Genomic DNA, 18,868 nt, shown 5'->3' with positions numbered 1-18,868 from the left:
AACTAATCCCACGCCTGCCCGGACACCCCACGGGCGGTAAGGAGCACGCAGCGTGAAATCCCGTACCCCTGTCGTCATCGCCGTGACCGCCGCGACCGCGGCCGCCTCGGCGATGGTGTGGGTCACCAGCCCGGCGACCGCCCAGCCGGTGAGCCCGTCCGCAGCGGCCGAGACAGCAGCCGATTCCGCCGCCGACCTGGTTGCCGCCCAGCCTGCCACCCTGCAGGCAAGCGATGGCGAGGCCTACGTCCAACGTCCGGTGATCTCCACCGACAAACTCCAGTACGTGCCCTATGAGCGCACCTACAAGGGACTGAACGTGATCGGCGGCGACTTCGTCGTCGTCACCGACCACGCCGGTAACACCAAATACACCTCGGTGGCGCAGAGCAGCCCGATCGGCGAACTCGCGATCACGCCGAAGCTGACGGCCGCGGATTCCCTCAAGATCGCCAAGAGTGAACTGAAGACGGTGAAGAACGTCGAGAGCACCAAGCTCGTCGTCGTCACCACGACCGGTGACCCCACCCTGGCCTGGGAATCCACCATCAACGGTACGGGCGACGAGGGCGTCAGCCGGCTCACCGTCGACGTTGACGCGGCCACCGGCTCGGTGCTTCGCACGTACGAGCACGTGATGGACGTGGCCGGCACCGGAACCGGCTGGATCACCGGCTCGGTCAGCCTGGACACCACGCTGTCCGGCTCCACCTACAGCCTGCGTGACCCGTCGATCACCACCCTGAGCTGCCAGGACTCGTCGACCAACACGGTCTTCAGCGGCACCGACAACGTCTGGGGCAACGGCACCGGCACCGCCAAGGAGACCGGCTGCGTCGACGCTTTCTACTCGGCGCAGAAGGAAAAGGGCATGCTGTCCAGCTGGCTGGGCCGCACCGGCTTCACCAGCAGTGGCGGCGCCTGGCCGATCCGGGTCGGCCTGAACGACACGAACGCGTACTACGACGGCACCCAGATTCAGATCGGCAAGAACTCCGCCGGTCAGTGGATCGCCTCCCCTGACGTGGTGGGCCACGAGGTCGGTCACGGCATCGACGACAACACCCCGGGCGGCATCTCCGGCAACGGCACCCAGGAGTTCGTCGGCGACGTCTTCGGTGCGGCCACCGAGGCGTTCGCGAACAACCCCAACGACCCGCCGGACTACCAGGTCGGCGAAGAGGTCAACCTGGTCGGCAGCGGCCCGATCCGGTACATGTACAACCCGTCGCTCGCCGGTGACGACAACTGCTACTCCAGCAGCACCCCGACGCAGGAAGTGCACGCCGCGGCCGGCCCCGGCAACCACTGGTTCTACCTGCTCGCCGAGGGCACCAACCCGACCAACGGCCAGCCCGCCAGCACCCGGTGCAGCGGCACCGGCGCGCTCACCGGCGTCGGCATCCAGACCGCTACCAAGATCATGTACAACGCGATGCTGATGAAGACGTCCAGCTCGTCGTACCTGAAGTACCGCACCTGGACGCTGACCGCGGCGAAGGCTCTGGACACCACGTGTGGCCTCTTCAACAAGACGAAGGCCGCCTGGGACGCGGTGAGCGTTCCGGCGCAGACCGCCGACCCGACGTGCACCACGACGACGACCTCGCCGAGCCCCTCGACGACCGTTTCGCCGAGCCCGACCACCTCGACGAGCACGCCGCCGGCCTCCTGCACCGGCACCAACGCGACCGACGTGTCCATTCCGGACGCCGGCGCCGCGGTCTACAGCAACATCACGCTCAGCTGTGCCCGCAACGCCTCGTCGACCTCGACCGTTGCGGTCAACATCGTTCACACGTACCGGGGTGACCTGCGGGTCGACCTGGTCGCGCCGGACGGGACGACCTACAACCTGAAGGCCACCTCAAGCTCGGACAGCGCGGACAACGTGAACACCACGTACACCGTGAACGTCTCCAGCGAGGCGGCGAACGGCACCTGGCGACTCAAGGCCCAGGACGTGTACTCGACGGACACCGGGTACATCAACACCTGGACGCTGACCGTCTGACCTGGACGGGCCGCCGGGTTCCGGCCCGGCGGCCCCACAGGATCACCACAACATCACATTCGCACCCGGGCCCCTGCCGTTCTGAACGGCACGGGCTTACAGTGCGATCAAGATCTGGGCAAGTGGAAGGACACGCGGTGACGTACGGCATGGTGGTACCTGGTCGGCCAACAGGTGTTCTGGCTGATGTCTGGGGCCGCTCCGTCGTCCGCGACATGGTTCTCGTCCTCGGTGCGGCGAGTGCCGTGGGCCTGGCCGCGCAGATCTCCATCCCGGTGCCCGGCTCGCCCGTCCCGATCACCGGCCAGACGTTCGCCGTCGTGCTCGCCGGTGCCGCGCTCGGCGCCTCCCGCGGCGCGGTGAGCATGCTGATCTACGCGATCGCCGGCGCGGCCGGTGTTCCCTGGTTCGCCGGCGGCACCGCGGGCTGGCCCGCCGCGACCGGCGGTTACCTGATCGGTTTCATCCTCGCCGCCGCCCTCGCCGGGCAGCTGGCAGCCCTCGGAGCGGACCGCCGGCCGATGCACACCATCGGCTTGATGGCCGCCGGCAGCGCACTGATCTATCTGATCGGGGTGCCCTGGCTCGCCTTTGCGACGGGCATGGGCCTCGCCGCCGCGGTCAGTGCCGGGCTTATTCCGTACCTTATCGGCGACGTGCTGAAGACGCTCCTGGCCGCAGCCTTGCTCCCGGGCGTCTGGAATCTGGTCGGGAGGCGCGCCAGCGCCGCACCCGACCGGCGGTTCTGACCCTTCCGCGGCGAAACCCACAGGCTGTGCACACAGGCTGTGGATAACTCGAACCTATGTTCGAATGGCACGATCGACTTCGTGCCGACCTACCCGATCCGGACCGAGCGTCTGCTGCTTCGCCCACTGACGGTCGCCGATGCCGATGGCCTGCTCGCTTACCGGTCGCGGCCGGAGATTCACCCCTACATCCCGACGGAACCATGGGACCGCGAGCGGGCCCTGGACCGCCTCAACACCGTCTTCACCAACACCGAGCTGACCGACGAGGGCCAGGCCCTGGGGCTCGGCGTCGAGCTGCGCGAGACCGGCCAGCTGGTCGGCGATGTGACGCTCTTCTACCGCAGCCGGGAACATCTCGGCGGCGAGGTCGGATACGTCTTCAACCCGGACTTCGGCGGTCATGGGTACGCCACCGAAGCCGCCCGTGCGATGCTCCGCCTCGGTTTCGAGGAGGTCGGCCTGCGTCGCATCGTGGCCCGCATCGACGAACGGAACACCGCCTCGGCGAACGTCGCCCGCCGGCTCGGCATGCGCCAGGAAGCGCTGCTCGTGGAGAACGAGTTCTTCAAGGGCGAGTGGAGCAGCGAGCTTCAGTTCGCGATGCTGGCGGCGGAGTGGCGGCATCAGCACTGAGACCACCATCCGCCGCGATCAGCGTCAGATATCGAGGTTCTCCTCGATCCGCTTGAGCTGGTGCCGTGCCAGCGCCAGGTTGGCGCGGTCCTTGTTCAGCGCGAGGTACAGGAACAGGCCCTGACCGGATCGGCCGGTCAACGGCCTGAGCAGGTGGTACTGCGAGTCCAGGGTCACCAGGATGTCCTCGACGTTCTCGCGCAGGCCGAGCATCTCCATCGTGCGCAGCTTCGCGCGGATCACCTCGGTGTTCGCGGCCGCGGCCACACTGAGGTCGAAGTCCTTGCCCCCTCCGGCGATGCCCAGCGCCATCCCGCTGCCGCGGTCGACGAGTGCGGCCCCGATGGCGCCGTCGACCTGCATCGCGTCCTTGAGGGCTACGTCCATGTCCGGCATCTCAAGTCCTCCCACGTCCTTTGGTCTGATCGACACTGAGGGACGCAGGACGTATTCGATCGCACACAATGTCCGCTTCGGACAGTCGGGCCCGTGAAAATGTCCATAGAGTCGAACCAGCGAGTTGCAGATTTCTTCAACTCCGAAACTGCGAAAGCGCCGTAACCGGTCCGCGCCTGCCGCGTTGTGTCCACTCGGGGTCTATGCGGAGGGACGCAACGTGTCAGTGCCGCTGTACCAGGCGAAGGCCGAGATGTTCCGCACCCTCGGTCATCCGGTGCGGATCCGGGTGCTCGAACTCCTGCAGGACGGCGCGAAACCGGTCCGCGACCTGCTCGCCGAGATCGACGTGGAAGCCTCGAACCTCTCGCAGCAACTCGCGGTCCTGCGCCGCGCCGGCATCGTGACGTCATTCCGCGACGGCGCCCTGGTGATGTACGCCCTGAGCACCCCGGACGTCGCCGACCTGCTGGCGGCAGGCCGGCGCATCCTCGGCGCGGTCCTCACCGATCGCGACGGACTCCTGGTGGAGTTACGCGCTCACGGGAGCGTGGAGTTACGCGCTCACGGGAACGGCTAGAAACTGGCGTAGTACGACGCGGCCATGTCCTCGTCGCCGTGCCCCAGTTCGGCCGCTCGGCGGAACCGTTCCGCGCCGGCTTCGGCCACGTTTAGGCGTACCCCATGATTGCGACCCGCATCGACGATGAGCCGCGCGTCCTTCTCGGCGGTGACCACCGCGAAGCTCGCAGGCGAAAGCCTGCCCTGAAGAATCGCGTCGCCTTTGGCGCGCAGGTAGCCCATGTCCAGCGGACCGCCGCTGATCAGACCGAAGAAGTCCTCCGGGTCGACGCCGAGCCCTTTCGCGAGAGCCAGCGCCTCACCGATGCCGTGCGTAGCCGCCAGCACCCAACTGTTGGCGACCAGCTTGAGCCGCGTTGATGATCCGGCCGAACCGTCTTCCCCGGTCCAGACGGTACGCGCGCCGACCGCCTGGAAAACCGGCTCCACCGCGGTCCGGTGCTCGACGGGCCCGGCCGCAAGGATGGTGAGCTGCCCCGCCTCAGCAGGCTGCCGGGTACCGAGCACCGGCGCGTCGAAGAACACCACCCCTTGCTCCTCGGCGAACCGCGCCATCTCGGCGACCGACTCCAGGCTCGCCGTGGTCGACTGCACCCACGAAGCCCCGGCCTGCAATCCCGGCGCCGCCTGCCGCATCACCTCAGCCACCGCGTCGCCGTCATAGAGCATGGTCAGCACGACGTCCGCCTCACTGACCGCGTCAGCCGGGCTGGCGGCAAGATGCGCGCCATCCTTTTCGAGCGGCGCCGCCTTGTCGGGGCTGCGGTTCCAGACGCGTACTACATGTCCAGCTTTGACCAGGTTGCGGGCCATGGCGGCCCCCATGATCCCGGTGCCAAGAACACCAACAGTGAGTCCACTCATACCCCCCATCCTCTCCGACACGGAGACCCAGCAACCCAACTCCTTGGGTACGCCCAAACGCCCGCCAGTGACAGCGCACCAGCCCTCACCAGGAGAGAGGGCCGCGGCAGCGTCTCCCACCGCGATCTAGGTGAGTTCCGCCCACATGGCAACCAGAACCCGCCAAGATCCCGCCGAGGCAAGCCCGGGACAACGGGCTGAGCGGGCTGAGCGGGCTGAGCGGGCGATCGTGGTCCCCGAACCACAGCCCAGCAGGAACAGCGGCCCAAGATCGCGCAGGCCAGAGCGAGCGTGTCGACTTCGGGTTCGCTACGCCCCCAAAATCGACACGCACCCCGCGAACCACCCGCCTGTGTCGATTACGGGTCCGCTACGCCCCCATGATCCCGGCCGGGCGCGCGCAGGTCAGGGCCGGGGCTGACCTTGTGAGTTTGTGGCTGACCTGGCGGCGAAAACTCACAAGATCGGCGAGCCGCCGCAGCCGACGGTGCTCCACCCACCCGCTCTCCCCGATCTTGTGAGTTTGCGGTCGGCCCGGCGGCACAAACTCACAAGATCTGCCTGCCTGCCTGGCGAGTGCGGGCGGGCGAGTTTTGCGGGAGGGTTTCAAATGTTGCGGACAGGGTGGGCTCAGGGTGGGGCCAGGGTCGGGGCTGAGGATCCGCGGCATGGTGAAGGTGCTGTACATCGTGGGCTGGGGCCGCAGCGGGACGACGATTGTCGACAACATCCTCAACTCGTACCCGTCGGTCTTTTCCACCGGTGAGCTGTTCTACCTGTGGCGGCGCGGCCTTCTGCAGAAGCGCAAGTGTGGGTGTGGGGCGCGGCTCGCCGCTTGTGCGCTGTGGCGGGAGATTCTCGACGTCGCCTACGGGAACCGGCAGCCCGATCCGAGGACCGTTGATGAGATGCAGAAGCGGATCACCCGGGTACGGCACACGCCCTCGTTGCTCAGCGGACCGCTGTCGGACGAGGCCGAGGAGTACCGGCGGTTGCTGACCCGGCTCTATCACGCGATCGCCGAGGTCACCGGGGCGGAACTTCTCGTCGACTCGTCGAAGGTGCCGTCCGGGGCGGCGCTGCTGCCGAGGATGCGGGGTGTTGAGCCGTACCTTCTGCACATGGTTCGTGATCCGCGGGCGGTGACGCATTCCTGGATGCGGGCCACGCCGCAGCTGGATCGGCCCAAGCCGCAGTTGATGCAGCAGCATCGGCCCGCCGACAGCACGATGCACTGGCTGGTCTGGAACGCGTTCGCCGAGCGGCTGTCCCGGGCTTATCCGAACCGGCACCGCCGGCTGCGGTACGAGGACTTCGCGGCCGCGCCGAAGAACGGAATCGAGAGTCTGCTGGACTTCACTGACACCCAGAGCACCACCGGACCGTTCCTTGACGAGTCGACCGTGCGGCTTGAGCCGAACCACACCGTCTCCGGTAACCCGAGCCGCTTCCGTACCGGTGAGGTCGTCCTGAAAGCTGACGACCGGTGGCGGGCGGACCAGCCGATCGGTCCCCGGCTCGCGGTGACCGCGCTGGCCCTGCCCATGCTGCACCGGTACGGATACAGCGTGTCAGTAGCCGCTTGACCTGGCCCACAGGTTGATGCCGGACTCGGTGGCGTGCTCGTCGATCTCGGCCAGGTCGTCGTCGGAGAACGAGGCGAAGTCGAGGGCGGCCACGTTCGCCTCCAGCTGCGCGACGCTGCTCGCGCCGAGGACCGTCGACGTCATCCGCGGGTCGCGCAGCACCCAGGAGATCGCCATCTGCGCGAGGGTCTGGCCGCGCCGCTGGGCGATCGTGTTGAGCGCGCGGACCTTGCCGAGGTTCTCCTCGGTCAGCCAGTCGGCGTGGAACGATCCGCGGGCCGGCTGGTTCGAGCCGTCCAGGTAACGGTCGGTGAGCAGGCCCTGTGCCAGCGGGGAGAACGCGATGCAGCCGGCGCCATCGCGTTCCAGGGTGTCGAGCAGGTCCTGCTCGATCCAGCGGTTCAGCATCGAGTACGACGGCTGGTGGATCAGCAGCGGTGTGCCCAGGTCACGCAGGATCGCCGCGGCCTCGGCGGTCTTGGCGCCGGAGTACGACGAGATGCCCACGTACAGCGCCTTGCCGGCCCGGACGGCCGCGTCCAGGGCGCCCATCGTCTCTTCGAGCGGGGTCTCCGGGTCGAAGCAGTGCGAGTAAAAGATGTCCACATAGTCCAGGTTCATTCGCTTCAGCGACTGATCCAGGGACGCGGTGAGATATTTGCGGGAACCCCACTCGCCGTACGGGCCGGGCCACATGTCGTAACCGGCTTTCGTGGAGATGATCAGCTCGTCGCGGTGTGCGGCGAAGTCCGCGGTCAGGACGCGACCGAAGTTCGCCTCGGCCGAACCGTACGGCGGGCCGTAGTTGTTGGCCAGGTCGAAGTGGGTGATCCCGAGGTCGAAGGCCCGGCGCAGGATGGCCCGTTGAGTGTCCAGCGGGCGGTCATCGCCGAAGTTGTGCCAGAGGCCCAGCGAGACGGCCGGCAGTTTCAGGCCGCTTCGCCCGGAGCGGCGGTATTCCATGGTGTCGTAACGGCTCACCCGACGAGTTCATCAGATGACGCGTCCGGATGCTCACCGGACACGAAGCCACGCCGCTCGCAGAAGCGCCAGCAGGGCAACGGTGCGCTTAGGGCGTACCAAAGGCAGAGGAAGTGGAGCGACTGGCTGGACCACCGGGGCCGGCGGCGAGGCCGCTGGCCGCACCTGGCGCAACCGATCCGCGAAGGCCGCCATGGTGTCGACCGAGGGCACCGGCGTGAGGGTCTCGTCGAGAAGCTGGGTCAGACCCGGCCAGGACTTGATGATCCGGTCGTCGCCGTCCGGCCAGTGACTGCCGGTGAGCGCCCGGAACAGCAGCGCCGCGAGGTTGGTCACATCGTCACGCGGCGTCGCGGTGCTCCGCAGCGCGAAGTCGTGCACGAGCGGGACGCCGGCCGCGGTGATCAGGACGTGGGCAGCGCGCAGGCGACCGTGCGTCATCGACGTGTGTGCCGAGGCCAGCGCGTCGGCCAGCGTGATGACCAGGTCGATCGCATCGGCCGGGGCGGGCGGATCGTCGCGCAGGACCTCTTCGAAGGTGCGGCCCTCGATCAGGTCCAGGGCGAGCCACGGCCGGCCGGTGGCGGTGATCCCACCGGCACGCGCCGCGACGATCCCCGGATGACGGCCGAGACTGACGGCGGTGGCGCAGTACTCGGCGAACGCGGCCTCCTCGGCCCGCCCGCGAGCGAACCGGTGATAGAGCCGCAGGACGACCGCCTTGGCGGCGTACTCGTCCCAGGCTCGGTAGAGATCGGCTTCGGCGCCGGTGCTGATCCGCTGCAAGCCGGTGTAACCGGCCGGGGTGTCGATCCCCGCCACCCTCGCACCCCCCGAAGTCTCGGAATCAAGATCTCACCGGACCGGGAGGCGCCGGGCAACCTGTTCCTAGCCAGCAAAAAGCGTAGCTTCGGAGGATGGCCTTCGACGAATCTCTGGCTGCGTCAGGGCGTGGATTTCGCCGGATCGATGTCACCTGAGTAACCCGAATAGGCGGCCGCAAGGATTTCCCGGCCCGGGCGCTGCCAGAGCTCCTCGTTCATCACCTCGACCTCGATCGGGCCGGTGTACCCGGCCTTCTCTACGGCGGCGTTGAAAGCGGCGATGTCGACGCAGCCGTCGCCGGGCAGGCCGCGCCCGGTCAGCACGCCCGCCGGCAGCGGGGTGATCCAGTCAGCCAGCTGGTAGATCGCGATCCGGTCGCCGGCCTGCTCGATCTTGTCGAGGACCGTGTCGTCCCACCACAGGTGGTAGGTGTCGACAGTGACACCTACCTGGTCGGACGGAAAAGCTGAGGCGATCGCCATGGCCTGATCCCAGGTGTTGATCACGCAGCGGTCGGCGGCGTACATCGGGTGCAGGGGTTCGATCGCGAGGGTGACGCCGGCATTGGTCGCATGTGGCACGAGCTGAGCGATCGCGTCGGCAACATGCTGGCGGGCGCCTTTTATGTCTTTTGACCCATGAGGAAGGCCTCCGGAAACGAGCACCAGAACTCCGGTGCCCAAAGCAGCCGCCTCGTCGATCGCACGGCGGTTGTCGTCGAACCAGCCCGGCTCCTGGAAGAAGCCACTGCGGCACAGCGTCGTGACTTCGAGCCCGGCATCCCGGACCAGGGCGGCAGAGCGCTCAAGACCGTATTCGGCCACCGGCTCGCGCCACAGCGCCACCTTGTCGACATCCGCCTCGACCAGGCCTTTGACCAGGTCGACCAGGTCCCAATGCTTCGCGGTTATCTGATTGAAGGAGAACCGGCTCATCCCACCGCCACCTTGAAGAAGCTGTTTGCCCGCGCGGCCGCGAGCTCCGGGTCGCCGAGCAGGCCGGCCGCGTCGGCCAGCTCGATCAGCTTGGCGAAATGCGGCACCGACCGGCCCGACTGCAGACCGCCGACCATCGTGAAGTGGTCCTGGTGACCGGCGAGCCAGGCCAGGAAGACGATGCCGGTCTTGTAGTAGAACGTCGGCTTCTCGAAGATGTGCCGGGAGAGCGGGACGGTCGGGGCGAAGATCCGGTCGTACTCGGCCAGGTCACCCCGATCGAGCGCGGCCAGCGCGGCGGACGCGGCCGGGGCGATCGCCGCGAAGATGCCGAGCAGCGCGTCGGAGTGCCCCTGCTCGTCGCCGCGGATCAGGTCCGGATAGTTGAAATCGTCGCCGGTGTAGAGCCGGACACCGTCGGGCAGCCGCCGGCGCAGCCGGATCTCATGGTCGGCGTCGAGCAGCGAGATCTTGACGCCGTCCACTTTGGCAGGGTTTCCGGCGATCAGCTGGAGGACGGTTTCGGTAGCTTTGTCGACATCGGTCGAGCCCCAATAGCCTTCGAGCGCCGGATCAAACGCGGTCCCGAGCCAATGCAGCACGACCGGCTTGTCAGATTTTTCCAGCAGGTCGCGATAAATGCCGAGATAGTCGTCGGCGTCCCTGGCGACCGCCGCCAGATGGCGGCTGCACATCAAAACCGGCACGGCGCCGGCTTCTGCCACATCACCCAACTGCCTTTGGTACGCGTGAAGCACCTGCTCCAGAGTCGCCTGCCCTGGGGCCAAGTCGTCAGTGGCAACGCCGGCCACGATCTTTCCGCCGACGCTACGGGCCTCGGCCGCACTGCGGCGGATGAGTTCCCTGGTCGCGGCGTAGTCGAGGCCCATGCCCCGCTGAGCGGTGTCCATCGCCTCGGCCACACCAAGGCCGTGCTGCCACAGATGGTGGCGGAACTTCAGCGTGGTGTCCCAGTCGACGACAGCCGGAGCGCCTGGGGCGTTTTCGGCTCTCGGGTCGGCGACGACGTGCGCGGCCGCGTACGCAATGCGGCTTTTGATCGGGCTTTTGGGTTTTTCCCAGGCTTGGCGGTTTTCGAGGGCGAGTTTCCGGCCGCCGGGCAGGTTCACCGTAGCCATGTCAGGCGTTTCCCAGCTCGATGCGGCGGCCCTCGCTCGCTGACTGGAGGCCCGCTTCGGCCAGCCGCACGCCCCGGGCGCCGGACTCGAAGTCCCAGTGGAACTCCTCGCCGGCCACCACGTGCCGCAGGAACGCTTCCCACTGGACCTTGAATCCATTGTCGAACTCGTCGTTGTCCGGCACCTCGGTCCACTGGTCGCGGAACGACTCGGTCACCGGCAGGTCCGGGTTCCAGACCGGTTTCGGCGTGGTGGCCCGGTGCTGGATCCGGCAGCCGCGCAGACCGGCGACGGCGCTGCCCTCGGTGCCGTCGACCTGGAACTCGACGAGCTCGTCACGGTAGACGCGGACCGCCCAGGACGAGTTGAGCTGGGCGACGATCCCGCCCTCCAGCTCGAAGATCGCGTATGCGGCGTCGTCGGCGTCGGCCTGGTATGTCTCGCCGCGCTCGTCGACCCGGCTCTCGATGTGGGTGACCGTCGTGCACTGCACCGCGCGGACCGCGCCGAAGAGCTCTTCGAGCACGTAGTTCCAGTGCGGGAACATGTCCATCACGATGCCGCCGCCGTCGGCCAGCCGGTAGTTCCAGGACGGGCGCTGAGCCGTCTGCCAGTCACCTTCGAAGACCCAGTAGCCGAACTCGCCGCGTACCGAAAGGATCTTGCCGAAGAAGCCGCCGTCGATCAGCCGCTTGAGTTTGCGCAGGCCAGGCAGGAAGAGTTTGTCCTGCACCACGCCGCTGCGGATGCCGGCAGCGGCGGCCAGCTCGGCGAGCTCCTCAGCGGCGCCCGAGCTCTCCGCGAGAGGCTTCTCGGTGTAGATGTGCTTGCCGGCCGCGATGGCCTGGCGGATCGCCTTCTCCCGCTGGGCAGTCACCTGCGCGTCGAAATAGACCTCCACATCCGGCCGGGACAGCGCGGCGTCGAGGTCGGTGGTCCACTCGGTGAGGCCGTGCCGGGCCGCGATCGAAGCGAGTTTGTCCGGGTCGCGGCCGACCAGGATCAGCTCGGGCCAGATGTGCCCGCCGCCGGTCAGCGGCACACCGCCCTGCTCACGGATGGCAAGGAGGGACCGCACCAGGTGCTGGCGATATCCCATCCGGCCGGTGACACCGTTGATGACGATCCCGATCGATCTGCGCGCTGCCATGCGGGGTTCCCTTCGAGGACAGGAGGAAAGCGCTTTCCTGCTGCTCGTAGGGTAGGCCGCAAATCCCGGTCGAAACAAGACCTGCGCCTGCCAGTGGTGGCAGGCGCAGGTCTTGGGAGCTGGACGGGGTGGTCTACCAGAAGGTTTCGCAGTTGGTCCAGATGTCGGGACCGTCCTGGTTGACGACGCAGATGTCACCGGTTGCCGAGTCGTGCGAGCCACCGTCAAGGTGCATCGGCGCGGCGTCCAATTCAGCCTGTCCCCACACGATGTCGTCACCGGTGTCGCCATAGAGGTAGGCGCCGGATCCGCCCTGCAGGGTGTCCTTGCCACCGAGACCGTGGATGACGTCAGCGCCGGCGCGGCCCTCGATCCGGTTGTCCGCCGCGTTGCCGGTGATCCGGTCGGTGAACGCGCTGCCCATCACGTTCTCGATGTCGGTGCTGAGGGTGTCACCCTCGCCGGAGACACCGTCGTCACCCGTTACGCCGTCGAGGTCGACGGCGACCCCGCGGACCGAGCCGCCGTAGTCCACCGTGTCCACACCGGCACCGCCGGAGATCACGTCAGCCGCCGGCTGCACGGCGGGGTAGGCGCCGTATTCGCCGTCGCCGACGAGCAGGTCGTTGCCACCGCCGCCGGAAACGTTGTCCCGGCCCGAACCACCGAAGATCCGGTCGGCGCCGCCGGCCCCGACCAGCGTGTCGTTCCCGGCGCCGCCACCCAGGTCCGAGCCGGCCGCCGATGCGACCAGCCGGTCGTTGCCATTGCCGCCGGTGAGCCTCTTGAAGCCGGTGCCGATCGTGTCGCGCTCGCCGGATTCGCCGTCGTCGCCAGTCACGCCGTCCGCGTCGGCCGAGACACCCCGGACGCGGTACGCGTAGGACACCGAGTCCTCGCCGCCGCCGCTGACCAGCAGGTCCGAGTCCGCGGTGCCCGCGGCGCGCGCGATGCCCTCATCGAACCCGTCGGTTCCGGGACCGCCGTAGACCTTGTCGTTGCCGAGGCCGCCGGCCAGCAGGTCGTTTCCGGCACCACCCTGAACGACGTCATTGCCGTCGCCGCCGTACACGTAGTCCTCATCGGCGCCACCGGCGATGGTGTCGTTTCCGCCCTGGCCGTCGATCGTGTCCGCGCCGAGCCCGCCGTCGGCGCGGTCGTGGCCGTAACCCAGCGCGATGATGTCGCTGCCGCTCTGCCCCCACACCTTGTCGTCGCCGTCGCCGACCACCACGTAGTCGTTCCCGGCGCCGCCGTCCACGGCGTCGGTCCCGGTGCCCTTCTCCCAGTCCTCGTAACCGCTGCCGGTCAGCAACTGATCGTTGCCGTCACCGCCGTAGACCACGTCGTTCCCGGCGTCCGTCTGGATGTAGTCGTTGCCGGTCTCGCCGTAGACACGATCGTGGCCGGCATCGCCGTGGACGGTGTCGTTGCCGGCGCCGGCCCGTACCTCGTCGTTGCCCGCGCCCGCGGAGAGCTGGTCGTTCCCGGCGGCGCCGTAGAGCCGGTCGTTGCCGTCCTCGCCCGAGATCAGGTCCTTGCCGGTTCCGCCGTCGATCGCGTCGTTGCCCTCGCTGCCGAAGATGGTGTCGTTGCCGGACTCGCCGTACACGGCGTCGGCGCCGAGACTGCCCATGATCCGGTCGTTGCCGGCGCCGCCGAAGATCCGCGAGTTCGCCGCCGACTCGTTGAACAGCTTGTCGTTCTTGTCACCGAGCTTGACCTGGATCAGCTTCGTCTTCTTCGCGGTGGTGCACTTGACCTTGGTCTTGTCGACCTTCTTGCAGCCCTTGCCGGGCTTCAGCGCCACCCGGTCGTCGATGGTGACCGTGCGCCCGATGCGGAGGAGCGTCACGGTGTTGACCTTGCCGGCCGCCGCGGTGAACGTCACCGTGGCGCCGGAGACGTACGCAACACCGGTGGTCGCGGCTTGGGCCGGAGCGGCGAGGGCACCGGCCGAGATCGTGGTGAGCAAGGCCATCCCGACCCGGTACGACCACTGTGGACGAATCAACGAACTCTCCTCGAGCCGGTCGACGATCTTGCTGAGGATGATAGGACGGGACGGTCCCGTCGCGCTGCCCCGTTTCCGGCCGGGAACCTTCCGTAATTGACGTGGAATACCGTTCGGGGAAATGATTATTTGGATTCCGGAGTCCACGTTTTCGCTGGTGAGGAACGTCTCGGCAAAAACTGATATGCCGGCGGCGGTGTTATCACCGCGCGTTGACAGGCGCTGTTCGCGATATCTAGCCTCGGTCCGCTTTTCCATCCACGTCTGGAGGCGGCGATGAGCAGGATCGGCGATCTCGTCGCTGCGGCACAGGGCGGCGACAAACGGGCGCGGGACGAGTTCGCGCGCGCCTACCTGCCGCTCGTCTACAACGTGGTGGGGCGGGCGCTCGGCGGGCATCCGGACGTCGAGGACGTGGTTCAGGAGACGATGCTGCTGGTCCTGCGGGATCTGTCGTCGCTGCGGCAGCCGGACAGTGTGCGGGCCTGGGTTCTGGCGATCGCGATGCACCAGATCGGGGCGCACCGGCAGCGGGCGGCTCAAATGGCGACGGTGCCGGCAGTTTCGGCAGGGACCGTTTCCTCGGACTTCGAGGAACTCGCGATCCTGCGGCTGCGGCTCACCGGGGAACGCCGGCAGGTGGCCGAGGCGAGCCGGTGGCTGGATGACGAGGACCGCGCGGTGCTCGCGCTCTGGTGGCAGGAGGCCGCCGGCGAGCTGAGCCGGGCTGAGGTGGCGGGCGCACTGGAGACGACTGTCGCCTATGCGGCGGTGCGGATCCAGCGGATGCGCGGGCAGCTTGATCGCTGTCGGGCGCTGGTCGCGGCGCTGGAGAGCCAGCCGCGCTGTATCGAGCTGGAGGGTGCTGTCGCCGTCTGGGACGGGCAGCCCAGTCCACTGTGGCGCAAGCGGATCGATCGGCACGTACGGGATTGCCGGATCTGCGCCGGCCGGTCCGGCGGAGAGGTCGCGGTGGAGCGGCTGCTCGTCGGGTGCGCGTTGCTACCGGTGCCTGCCGCGCTGACGGCGGCCGTGGCCACGGCGGCGGGCGGTTCCGGCGGGGCCGCTTCGCAGATCACTCCGGCCTTCGCGGGGATCGCTGCCACGGCTTTGGTTGCCGTGGTGGTGGGCTCTTACGCGTACATCTCTAAGCCGGAACGGCCGGAACCCACCGCCCAGATTGCCGTTGCGGCACCCAGCGTGAGTCCCACGGTTTCACCCAGTGTGATCCCCTCGATTTCACCCAGCGCTTCGAAGACGACCGCACCGGCAAAGAGCGCCAACCCGGCCCCGCGGAAAGCTCTGGCGAGCCGCTGGGCGAGCTGGCCGGTGCCGGGTCCGGAGCGGAAGGCGAGCTACAAGAATTTGGGGAACGGCACGGTCCGCGACAACGTGACCGGGCTGGAGTGGCAGCGCGAAACCGCCTCCAAGACCTACACGTTCACCCAGGCCAAGGCCTATTGCGAAGGGCTGGGAGCCGACGGCGGAGGGTGGCATCTGCCGACCCGGATCGAGCTCACCTCGATCGTCGACCACTCCCGTTCCGGCCCGGCGATCAACACGACGGCGTTCCCCGGCACGCCGGCTCAGTTCTTCTGGACCTCGACGCCCTGGGCGGTGACCAAGACGCCGCTGCGCGCCTGGATCATCAACTTCTACGAGGGTCTGGCCAGTAACGGAGCGTTCCAGGACGGTTCGTTCCAGGTCCGATGTGTACGCTCAGTGAGCGGCACCGGCAAGCCCGCCTATCAGATCTCCGGCGGCCAGGTGACCGACCCGCAGACCGGGCTGATCTGGCGGCGCGCCACCTCGAAGGAGATGTCCGCGACCGCGGCGACCGCGTTCTGCGACGGCCTCGGCGACGGCTGGCGCCTGCCGACTGTGCGGGAGCTGTCCACCACTGTCGACGACTCCCGGGTCGCGCCGGCGATCAGCGTCAAGGCGTTCCCGGACACGCTGAAATACGGCTGGTACTGGACCTCCGACAAAGCCGATCCGGAACCGGGCAAGCGCTGGGCGCTCAACTACGACGACGGCTACACGAACTACCGCAAAATCGAGAGCGGGTACGCGCGCTGCGTACGGCAGTGATCGGCGTCACATAAGCAGCGGCGCAACCAATTCGCCGTCCCGGACCACCTCTGGACTGTCCGGGGCGCCCCCACGCCCCCCTCATCCCCGCCGCGGTACGGCGCGGGACCGAAAGGGAGCACATGAAGAAGCGGAACATCTACATCGCGGCCGGGATGGCCGCGGTGGTGACCGGGATCGGCGCGCTCGCGACGGTCTCGTTCGCCGGCACCGAAGCTGCCACGGCCGCGGGTTTCAGCGACGACTTCGCGGACGGCGACACCTCGGGCTGGAGCAAGTCCGGTGGCACCTGGGCAGTGACGGGTGAGGCGCTGCGGCAGACCAAGACCGGCGCGACGCTGTCCCGGCAGTTCGTCGGGCTGACCGACTGGGCCGATTACACGGTGTCGGCGAAGGTGCAGCCGCTGTCCGTGGGGGCCGGCGGGTACACGGCCCTCGTGGCGCGGTCCTCCAGCTCGACGAGCTTCTACCGACTGGCGCTGACCGGCGCGAACAAGGTGCGGCTGGAGTCGGTCAAGTCGGGCAACGCCACGGTGCTGAGCGAGGCCGCCCTGACCGTTTCGGCCAGCAGCTCGTACACCCTGGGTCTGACCGTCAAGGGGAACACGCTCACCGGGTCGGTCAACGGGGCTTCGATCCTGACCGCTTCGGCGTCGGCGTTCGGTACCGGGCGGGTCGGGCTCCAGACGTACAACGCGACCGCGTCCTTCGACGATGTGATCGTGAAGACGACCACGGCGTCGGCTTCATCCCCGGCCGCGACCGCGTCGCCCACCAAGACCGCCACCGCGTCGCCCACCGCGACCGCCTCGGCCTCGGCCTCGGCCAGCACGACCGCCTCGGCCAGCGCCAGCGCCAGCGCCAGCGCCAGCGCGAGTGCCACCTCGTCCGGGAAGTTCGAGACCAGCCCGATCGGCTTCGGCGCGGGCACGACCGGCGGCGCCGGCGGCTCCACCGTGAAGATCACCTCGCTGGACCAGCTGATCACCGAGGCCGCCTCGGACGGCGCCAAGATCCTGCAGATCTCCACGATCCTCACCGGCAGCGGCACCGACCAGGTCGTCGTCTCCTCGAACAAGACCCTCGTGGGCGTCGGCGCCAACGCGGGCCTGACCGGTGCCGGCATCTACATCAAGAAGGCCAGCAACGTCATCGTCCGCAACCTGAAGATCTCGTTCGCGCAGGCGCCGGTCGACCTGATCGCCGCGCAGAAGTCCACCAAGATCTGGATCGACCACAACGAGCTCTTCAACGACACGAGCCACGACAAGGACTTCTACGACGGCATGGTCGACCTGACCCACGCCACCGACTTCGTCACGGTCTCCTGGAACTACCTGCACGACCACTCGAAGGGCTCGCTGCTCGGCCACAGTGACAGCAACGCTGCCGAGGACACCGGCAAGCTGCACATCACGTACTCCCACAACTGGTTCGACAACGTCGCCTCCCGGCTGCCGCGCCTGCGTTTCGGCACCGTGCACCTTTACAACAACCTCTTCACCAACGCGAAGACCAGCGGCATCCACTGCCTCATGGAGTCGCAGTGCCTGGTGCAGAACAACGTGTTCGTCAACGTGAAGCTGCCGGTCTGGACGACCGAGGACTCCGATCTGGACGGTTTCGCCGTCATCTCCGGCAACGACTTCGGTGGTGAGGCTCCGGTGATCACCCAGACCGGCACCTTCACCTCGGCGCCGTACTCGGTGACCCTGGACGCCACCGCCTCGGTGTCCGCCCTGGTCAAGGCCGGTGCAGGAGCCGGCAAGCTCTGAGCAGTCGCTCACCCGCATCAATGACGTCGGCGGCGGTCCACTCCAGGGCCGCCGCCGCGATCGTCATCTCGGTCATCGCGACCCCCGGCACCGGCGTGTCCTGCCAGACACCGCAGAACCAGACCGACTCCTTCTCCGCGAGTTCGGTCACCGCCGCATTCAAAACCCCTGCCGGGTACGGGATAAAGAGCCGGAACTGATGCGTGTGAGGCGGTTCGGGCTGCACCCGCACACCTGGCAACGCGGCGAGCGCATCGGCGACGACCCGGGCGTGCCGTACGTAATCCGGGATCCGCGGCAATTCCCGGTCGAGGCCGGCGAGGGCGGTCAGCACCGCCGGCCACTGCTGGAAGATGTTGCCGCCGTGCCGGTGACGCCAGGCTCGCGCGTACCGGGCCAGATCGGCCGTGCCGGCCAGCGCCGCTCCGCTGAACCCGCCCAGCGTCTTGTAGAACGAGACGTAAACACTGTCGGCCTGCTCCGCGATCTCGACGAGCGACCTGCCCAGATAGGGCGTCGACTCCCAGATCCGGGCGCCGTCGAAGTGCACCCGGGCGCCGATGTTCACCGCCTCCTCGCAGGCCTCGGTCAGCTCGTCCCAGGTCGGCAGCGTGAAGCCGGCGTCGCGTAACGGCAGCTCGAAGACGACAGTGCCGACCCGCTCGTCCAGCTCGGCGAGATCGGCGGCGGTCGGATTGCGCGGCGCGGTCGTCGAGGTGACGGCTCGCAGTCCGGTCAGGCTCGCGTACGCGTCCCGCTCGTGAACCAGCTGGTGGCCGAGCGGATGCAGGGCGACCGCGTCGGATTCGGTGGCGCCGTACCGCAGGGCGACCTGCTGAGCCATCGTCCCGGTGGGGAACCAGACGGCCGCCTCGGTGCCGAGCAGGTTCGCGACCCGCTGTTCGAGGACGGTGACCGGTCCGTCGCCGTAGTAGTCCGGCAGTTCGTCCAGGTCAGCGCCGCCTGACAGATCGGTCAGCCGCTCCCGCATGGTCGCCGGGCGTACGCCGGAAAGGATCCGATCGCAGGCTCGCATGACCGACAGTCGGTGGCGCATCAAGTTTTCCGGCATCGCCGGATGGTCGCAGAGCGTTCCCGGTTTTGTCGTACCGTCTCGCTAACGTGCCGCCC

The 18,868-nt window shown here is 68.0% G+C and carries 16 protein-coding genes; 7 read left to right on the top strand and 9 right to left on the bottom strand.

Annotation, left to right across the window (positions count from 1 at the left end):
- Window positions 1–52 precede the first annotated feature (52 nt).
- The 3 genes from B0I29_RS38545 to B0I29_RS38535 all read left to right on the top strand — a co-directional run bounded on the left by B0I29_RS38545 (window position 53) and on the right by B0I29_RS38535 (window position 3,399).
- Window positions 53–2,014, top strand: a complete 1,962-nt coding sequence (locus tag B0I29_RS38545; protein ID WP_111654113.1) for a M4 family metallopeptidase — start codon at window positions 53–55, stop codon at window positions 2,012–2,014.
- 149 nt (window positions 2,015–2,163) lie between these two features.
- A complete protein-coding gene (locus tag B0I29_RS38540) occupies window positions 2,164–2,763 on the top strand; it encodes a biotin transporter BioY (RefSeq protein WP_111654218.1) in 600 nt (199 codons plus the stop codon).
- 81 nt (window positions 2,764–2,844) lie between these two features.
- Complete coding sequence (locus tag B0I29_RS38535) at window positions 2,845–3,399, top strand: GNAT family N-acetyltransferase (protein WP_311733586.1); 555 nt, start codon at window positions 2,845–2,847, stop codon at window positions 3,397–3,399.
- A 24-nt stretch (window positions 3,400–3,423) separates the two neighbouring features.
- Here the strand turns inward: B0I29_RS38535 and B0I29_RS38530 are convergent, their stop codons facing one another.
- Window positions 3,424–3,795, bottom strand: a complete 372-nt coding sequence (locus B0I29_RS38530; protein WP_111654112.1) for a hypothetical protein — start codon at window positions 3,793–3,795, stop codon at window positions 3,424–3,426.
- 220 nt (window positions 3,796–4,015) lie between these two features.
- Here B0I29_RS38530 and B0I29_RS38525 point away from each other — a divergent pair, with 220 nt between their 5' ends.
- Complete coding sequence (locus B0I29_RS38525) at window positions 4,016–4,375, top strand: ArsR/SmtB family transcription factor (protein WP_111654111.1); 360 nt, start codon at window positions 4,016–4,018, stop codon at window positions 4,373–4,375.
- Here B0I29_RS38525 and B0I29_RS38520 read toward each other — a convergent pair.
- Window positions 4,372–5,241 carry an NAD(P)-dependent oxidoreductase gene (locus B0I29_RS38520; RefSeq protein WP_111654110.1) on the bottom strand — a complete coding sequence of 290 codons (870 nt, stop codon included), beginning with the start codon at window positions 5,239–5,241 and terminating at the stop codon, window positions 4,372–4,374. The two genes, B0I29_RS38525 and B0I29_RS38520, sit on opposite strands and share 4 nt — an antisense overlap.
- 668 nt (window positions 5,242–5,909) lie before the next feature.
- On the opposite strand from B0I29_RS38520, the gene B0I29_RS38515 reads away from it, so the two are divergent.
- Entirely contained in the window at window positions 5,910–6,827 is a 918-nt protein-coding gene (locus B0I29_RS38515) for a sulfotransferase (protein ID WP_111654109.1), read from the top strand.
- Here B0I29_RS38515 and mgrA read toward each other — a convergent pair.
- From mgrA to B0I29_RS38485, 6 genes are all read right to left on the bottom strand, one after another.
- Window positions 6,813–7,790: an L-glyceraldehyde 3-phosphate reductase gene (gene mgrA, locus B0I29_RS38510; protein ID WP_111654216.1), complete on the bottom strand. Its 978-nt coding sequence runs from the start codon at window positions 7,788–7,790 to the stop codon at window positions 6,813–6,815. The genes B0I29_RS38515 and mgrA overlap by 15 nt on opposite strands.
- 51 nt (window positions 7,791–7,841) lie before the next feature.
- Window positions 7,842–8,630 (bottom strand): protein kinase family protein, encoded by a 789-nt coding sequence (locus B0I29_RS38505; RefSeq protein ID WP_111654108.1) that lies wholly within the window; start codon window positions 8,628–8,630, stop codon window positions 7,842–7,844.
- A gap of 122 nt (window positions 8,631–8,752) precedes the next feature.
- Entirely contained in the window at window positions 8,753–9,568 is an 816-nt protein-coding gene (locus B0I29_RS38500) for a sugar phosphate isomerase/epimerase family protein (RefSeq protein ID WP_111654107.1), read from the bottom strand.
- Window positions 9,565–10,707: a dihydrodipicolinate synthase family protein gene (locus tag B0I29_RS38495; protein ID WP_111654106.1), complete on the bottom strand. Its 1,143-nt coding sequence runs from the start codon at window positions 10,705–10,707 to the stop codon at window positions 9,565–9,567. The genes B0I29_RS38500 and B0I29_RS38495 overlap by 4 nt, the downstream gene beginning before the upstream one ends.
- Before the next feature lies 1 nt (window position 10,708).
- Entirely contained in the window at window positions 10,709–11,857 is a 1,149-nt protein-coding gene (locus B0I29_RS38490) for a Gfo/Idh/MocA family protein (protein ID WP_111654105.1), read from the bottom strand.
- 133 nt (window positions 11,858–11,990) lie between these two features.
- The gene (locus B0I29_RS38485; protein ID WP_181558199.1) at window positions 11,991–13,871 is read right to left on the bottom strand and encodes a calcium-binding protein; all 1,881 of its coding nucleotides are present in this window, start codon (window positions 13,869–13,871) and stop codon (window positions 11,991–11,993) included.
- 276 nt (window positions 13,872–14,147) lie between these two features.
- On the opposite strand from B0I29_RS38485, the gene B0I29_RS38480 reads away from it, so the two are divergent.
- Window positions 14,148–15,962, top strand: a complete 1,815-nt coding sequence (locus tag B0I29_RS38480) for a sigma-70 family RNA polymerase sigma factor (RefSeq protein ID WP_111654103.1) — start codon at window positions 14,148–14,150, stop codon at window positions 15,960–15,962.
- 122 nt (window positions 15,963–16,084) lie between these two features.
- Complete coding sequence (locus tag B0I29_RS38475; RefSeq protein ID WP_220091549.1) at window positions 16,085–17,737, top strand: pectate lyase family protein; 1,653 nt, start codon at window positions 16,085–16,087, stop codon at window positions 17,735–17,737.
- Here the strand turns inward: B0I29_RS38475 and B0I29_RS38470 are convergent.
- On the bottom strand, window positions 17,706–18,809 hold the full coding sequence (locus B0I29_RS38470) for a threonine aldolase family protein (protein WP_111654102.1): 1,104 nt from the start codon (window positions 18,807–18,809) through the stop codon (window positions 17,706–17,708). The genes B0I29_RS38475 and B0I29_RS38470 overlap by 32 nt on opposite strands.
- Window positions 18,810–18,868: the final 59 nt, after the last annotated feature.

This window comes from Actinoplanes lutulentus (genome assembly GCF_003259845.1).
Taxonomy (GTDB): domain Bacteria; phylum Actinomycetota; class Actinomycetes; order Mycobacteriales; family Micromonosporaceae; genus Actinoplanes; species Actinoplanes lutulentus.
This window is presented reverse-complemented; position numbering and strand designations above follow the sequence as displayed.